Source organism: Piscinibacter defluvii (assembly GCF_004011805.1).
GTDB classification, from domain to species: Bacteria; Pseudomonadota; Gammaproteobacteria; order Burkholderiales; family Burkholderiaceae_C; genus Piscinibacter; species Piscinibacter defluvii.
The window spans coordinates 1-5,127 of record NZ_ML137202.1 but is presented as its reverse complement, the minus strand read 5'-3'; the positions used below and the strand labels follow the sequence as shown (position 1 = coordinate 5,127).

6 protein-coding genes are annotated in these 5,127 nt (G+C 62.0%); 5 read left to right on the top strand and 1 reads right to left on the bottom strand.

The features are described from left to right. The first annotated feature begins 412 nt into the window (after window positions 1-412). The gene (locus tag D9C15_RS09265; protein ID WP_127997173.1) at window positions 413-811 is read left to right on the top strand and encodes a DUF488 domain-containing protein; all 399 of its coding nucleotides are present in this window, start codon (window positions 413-415) and stop codon (window positions 809-811) included. 192 nt (window positions 812-1,003) lie between these two features. Here D9C15_RS09265 and D9C15_RS09260 read toward each other — a convergent pair whose 3' ends face one another. Beyond that, the gene (locus D9C15_RS09260; protein WP_127997172.1) at window positions 1,004-1,282 is read right to left on the bottom strand and encodes a hypothetical protein; all 279 of its coding nucleotides are present in this window, start codon (window positions 1,280-1,282) and stop codon (window positions 1,004-1,006) included. Between the two features lie 194 nt (window positions 1,283-1,476). On the opposite strand from D9C15_RS09260, the gene D9C15_RS34540 reads away from it, so the two are divergent. The 4 genes from D9C15_RS34540 to D9C15_RS09240 all read left to right on the top strand — a co-directional run bounded on the left by D9C15_RS34540 (window position 1,477) and on the right by D9C15_RS09240 (window position 4,758). Further along, window positions 1,477-1,761: a DUF6959 family protein gene (locus D9C15_RS34540; RefSeq protein ID WP_375138768.1), complete on the top strand. Its 285-nt coding sequence runs from the start codon at window positions 1,477-1,479 to the stop codon at window positions 1,759-1,761. Window positions 1,762-1,928: 167 nt separating this feature from the next. Then, window positions 1,929-2,558, top strand: coding sequence for a hypothetical protein (locus tag D9C15_RS09250; RefSeq protein ID WP_127997170.1), 630 nt, complete (start codon window positions 1,929-1,931; stop codon window positions 2,556-2,558). A gap of 153 nt (window positions 2,559-2,711) precedes the next feature. Further along, entirely contained in the window at window positions 2,712-3,131 is a 420-nt protein-coding gene (locus tag D9C15_RS09245; protein WP_127997169.1) for a hypothetical protein, read from the top strand. Between the two features lie 1,204 nt (window positions 3,132-4,335). Then, on the top strand, window positions 4,336-4,758 hold the full coding sequence (locus D9C15_RS09240; protein WP_127997168.1) for a DUF3052 family protein: 423 nt from the start codon (window positions 4,336-4,338) through the stop codon (window positions 4,756-4,758). The last annotated feature ends 369 nt before the right edge of the window (window positions 4,759-5,127 follow it).

The window sequence follows — 5,127 nt, the reverse complement described above, 5'->3', positions numbered from 1 at the left end:
TGTGAACCTTCGCCGTTGGAAGTTTGGCGCTTCAGGTTCTGCATTCGTCGCTGCCCTGCCAAGGCTCGTTCCGGCCGCCCGTCCGTTGGCGGGCGGCGAACCGCAGGTGCTCGGGGCAGAGATCTACACCGGCTTGATGCCACGTGCGCTCGGTGTGGCCAAAGAGTTCGTTTCCAGGCCCCTCCAGGCTGGCTCGAGCACAGCTTGCGAGAACAACCCCAGTCCATCCCGGCCCGGCTTTCTTCGCGCGCCAGCAGCCCCGAGTGCGCCCTAACCATTCGCTCGAGAGGGACCTCCGCCGGCAAGGCACTTGGCCCGCGAGGTGCTCGCTGTCTATCATGCGCCTCGCGGGCCAAGCGCCTTCCCGGCTACGGCCCCTCAGCTCAAACGTTAGGCGTCACGAGGAACACCGATGGTTGTCCGCGTTGTAAGACTTGGCACGCCAAGAACGGAGAACGAAGGCCTCCGTATCGGAACGGTTCGTCGTCCTCCGCGTGGCGTTCCCAAAGCTGCGTTCGCGAGCCAGAACTGGTACGACGTCTGGTTCCCCAACCTGGCGCCGAGCGTCGAAACGATGAAGCTTGGGCAGGATGCCGGGACTCCAGCCCAATGGTCCGCGTTTGTTCGCAGGTACCGAGCGGAGATGGCTACACCCGAGAACAGCCATTCAATCGGCCTCCTCGCCGCGCTGTCACAGCAAACCAACTTTTCCGTGGGCTGCTACTGCGAGCGAGAAGAACACTGTCATCGATCTGTGCTTCGAGAGTTGCTTGCTTCCGCTGGCGCCAAGTTGGAACCTCACGGTCGCTGACACGCGGTGACGCCTAACCCTTCGCTCGAGGCGACCCTCCACGGCTTGGCACTTGGGCCGCGAGGCCGTGGTGCATATCATCGGCCTCGCGGCCCAAGCGCCAATCCACGGCGGTCGCCTCAGCTCAAACGTTAGGCGTCACGCAAACCGTTCGAGGTGGTGCCCGCGCTCCACAAGCCGCTCCCGTGCTCTTCACGAAATTGCGAGAAGGAGGACCGACACTAGTGCCACGAGCCAGGGAACACTCGCCGCGGCTACGGCTCTCGCATCGAGGCCAAGACGTCGGTACCGCACTGCCAAGACGAGGCAAGTCGCCAACGACACTGGGACCGCCAGAATCGCGATGAAGCCCATCAAAGCTTTGTTTGTGTACCCGCCGTCGAAGAGCATGCCGGTTGGAATGAACAGCACCAGACTCGGCGCTATAGCAACCAGGTCGAGGAAGATGAGCAGGCGCAATAGGATCTTCATCGTGTGCTCGACACGTTGTTCGTCGCACCTTCTCGCTCTGCAGGCGAGCTGAGTGGAAGTTGTCGTGCAGGGTGTCCCACACAGCATGCCCTTGCATTGAGCCCGAACAAGGATGACGCCTACCCCAGCATCGGCGAGATGCTCTGAACGCCGCTCACATGATCGTCCAACCATCGGCCGCCTGAGCCAATCTCGTGGAGTCAGCATTGAGAAGCGAGTCAGTCGAGATCTACTCCGACGCTGCAAACGCCGCGATCCTGCGCCACCCCGGAAGAAGGTTCCCTGGGGTCCTCATCCAAGGCGACACACTTCACGAAATGCTGCGCCAGGTTGCTCGCATTCAGGAGGTTGCATCCGATCTGCTTCCTCCGGATCAGTGCGACGAGTTGTCTGACCTCCACGAACACCTGACCGAACTTGTCGCTCACTTCAAGCGGGTACTCTCCGAGCACAACATCTCGCTGCCATTCGTCGAGTGAGGCCTAACCCTTCGCTCGAGAGGGACCTCCGCCGGCAAGGCACTTGGCCCGCGAGGCGCTCAAGGTTATCGTCCGCCTCGCGGGCCAAGCGCCTTCCCGGCTACGGCCCCTCAGCTCAAACGTTAGGCGGCAGAATCCTGGCTATGAGTACGGTGGAGGAGAAGATCATGAGTTTCACACTTGCTTTGGATAACCCCATAGTCGCTGCCATCAAGGCTCTGTATGGCACCGCCAAGGCGATCGACTCCTACATCGACGACCTAATCGAGTCGATGAAGAAGTCAGTGAACCGCACCATCGAAGCATCGGGCCGCGTACTCGAAGCAGCCAAGTTCGGGTTCGGCCTGGGATACGCCGTGTCGGTGGCGGTTATTGCGATCGGGCAGCTCATCCTTGGGCATCCCTTCCTCGCCGTGGCAACCGTCGTCACAAGCCCTGTCAACCCAGTGGCCATGACTTGTGCCGCGATCGGGGCAATCTACTTTGGTTGGGCGGCGCTTTCTGACGACGAACGCAACGCGATCATCCAACGGGTCGGCCAAGGCTTGGAGATGGGCGCTGAACTGATCAAGTCCATCGTCGCTTTCGTGGTCGGAAAATGTAAGGAGCTTCTCAGCGGCGAAAGCATCGCCGAGTTCAAGCGGTTCATCAGTGACGCCACCAGTCTTGTCGGGCGCACGCTGGCCGACGTTACGCGATCCATCGCAGATCGGGCAGGAGCAGCCTACGACGTGGTGACAGACAAGCTCAAGCGCAAGCCTGAGGAGCCCGGAGAGTTGCCCCGTCTTCCTCTCTAGCGCCGCGCTGCCGCCTAACCCTTCGCTCGAGCGGACCTCCACCGGCAAGGCGCTTGGCCCGCGCAGCGGCCAGTGTCATCATCCTCTGCGCGGGCCAAGCGCCTTCCCGGCGGTGTCCGCTCAGCTCAAACGTTAGGCCTCACAGTCAACGCCGTGCTCACGTCCAAGCTCTCTGCGTTCACGAATCCCGAAGACCCTACGCAATTGCAGGAGTTGGAGGCCACGCTCGCAAGCGCATATGCAACAGGCCTGAGTCAATCGGACAAAGTAGCCCTGCTCCAGGTCTTCGAGCGATTCCCTGAAGACGATGGATTCGGTGTCTTCTGGAGCATCGTTCATGCGTTAGAGGCGGCTGACAACTATGAAGAGGAACTGGTCGCCTCCGTTCGTCGAACACCTTGCGTGTTCAATGCCCTCATGATCAATCGAATCGTCAATGCCGGTTCCAGCACTGTCGCCGGAGTACCCGCCCAGCAACTTTTCAAGGAAGTCCTGGGCCACAGCGCGGCAACCCCAAGCGTCATCCAGCTTGTTCATGGCTACCTGCAACGTCAAGTTGGCGGAGCGAGGTGAGGCCTAACCCTTCGCTCGAGGCGACCCTCCACGGCTTGGCACTTGGGCCGCGAACCCGTGGTGCATATCATCGGGCTCGCGGCCCAAGCGCCAACCCGCGGCGGTCGCCTCAGCTCAAACGTTAGGCCTCGGAGCGCGCTAGCAGTTCGGGCCATCGCAGTCGTGCCACCAGGCGCGCTTCCCAATCTAGGCCCACGAGCGCCGCGCAGAAGCGCGGCGACGGCAAACTCGGACGAGCTATGCCTTCGGTCACGACCTCTCGGCTGGCGAGTAGCTCGGACCTGCGCTTGTACTAGGCAACCTCCCCTGTCAGCTTGTCAGTGGTGCCTGCGCCCTCGGAAGACTGTGCCTTCGGCCAGCGCCGTGCAGGCGCAGGTAGTTCGTGAGTCCGGCATAAACTCCGCCGCCCAGGCATTGGCCACCACGCCTTCCAAGCGGTGGCGTCAGCGTCAAAGGTGCGCGCGCCACCAGGGCCGAGGCCTAACTGGTCGCTCGAGAGGGACCTCCGCCGGCAAGGCACTTGGCCCGCGAAGCGCTCGCTGTCATCATGCGCCTCGCGGGCCAAGCGCCTTCCCGGCTACGGCCCCTCAGCTCAAACGTTAGGCAGCACAGGAACCCCATGTGTTCGTCTCCCCGTGCGCCGCGGCAGTCGCCGCGAATACAGAAGGCTCGCGCTTCGGTCACTTTGCTGCTGAGAGCGAACAGACTTCCCGCAAGCTCCAAAGGCTGGTGCATCTGCGAGCAAAGAACCGGCCAAGGCTGCAGCCGCAGGCGCTCGCCCGGGACTTGAACTACTGGGCGAGCAAGTTGTTGGCCAGCCTATGGCTCGCGCGCCTGTGCCGGTTTCTATTCCGTCTGGCGCCCTGGCGTCCTGTATCTGGCTGCTCGGGTCGCGCCTTCCTCCGCAGGCGCTTGCACGCGGACTCGGACAGGTCGCCGCCGCAGGCGCTTGAACAAAAAAGCCCACGAACTGCGACAGGCCGCGGCTTCTTCGCTACGTGAATCCGCCACGTCTGAGCAACCTACTCCAACGTTCAGGCTCCTGAGTGCCGCGCAGTGCTGCCTAACCCTTCGCTCGAGCGGACCCTCTCCGGCAAGGCACCTTGGCCGCGAGGCGGTGGAAGCCTATCATCCGCCTCGCGGCCAAGGCGCCTTGCCTCCGCGGTCCGCTCAGCTCAAACGTTAGGCTTCACAGGGAAACGCCGTGCCAGTCGGCTACTCGGGAACACCGCTTCCAAAGAAGCTCGGACTAACGGACAACACTTACCTTCTTGTCCTCAACGAGCCGCAGGAGTACGAATCCTTGCTCGGTACCCTGCCGTCAGGGTTGGAGAGACAGAACGCACTGTCCAGGTCGACCAACGTCGTTCATGTTTTTGTCACCAAGCGGCAAGAGCTTTCGGGTCATCTCGCCACGCTGCGCAAGAAGCTCAATGCCGAGGCAGCGGTCTGGGTCTCGTGGCCCAAGAAGTCGTCCAAGATTCCGAGCGACGTCACCGAGGACGTAATTCGCGAACTTGCTCTTCCTCTGGGCTTCGTCGACATCAAGATCTGCGCGGTCAGCGAGGTGTGGTCTGGCCTCAAGCTAACCGTACGCAAACAGTTGCGCAACGCGAGTGAAGCCTAACCCTTCGCTCGAGCCGACCCCCACCGGCTACGCACTTGGGCCGCGAGGCGCTCGCTGGCATCATCCGCCTCGCGGCCCAAGCGCTCCGCCGCCGGGGTCGTCTCAGCTCAAACGTTAGGCCTCAGATGCACACTCTGCAATCAGTTGCCTCCGCAGTTACTGCATTGGCGGCTGCACTGCTCTTATCCTCCTGCGCTTCACTTGACGCCTCTCTCAATGAAGCTGCTCCCTATCCCCCGTCTTGGGCATCGCTTCAGACTCCCGCTCTCACTGACGGATGCCCTGATCTTTCAGGGTCATTCAGCGACTCCAGGCGATGTCCCGGAGTCTGTTGAACGCATGAGCTGAGGTGGCGGCTCCTTCGACCCG

Bases quoted from the DNA above. Each gene is read 5' to 3' on its own strand.
- D9C15_RS09265 (WP_127997173.1), top strand. From the start codon at position 413: ATGGTTGTCCGCGTTGTAAGACTTGGCACGCCAAGAACGGAGAACGAA.
- D9C15_RS09260 (WP_127997172.1), bottom strand. From the start codon at position 1,282: ATGAAGATCCTATTGCGCCTGCTCATCTTCCTCGACCTGGTTGCTATA.
- D9C15_RS09250 (WP_127997170.1), top strand. From the start codon at position 1,929: ATGAGTTTCACACTTGCTTTGGATAACCCCATAGTCGCTGCCATCAAG.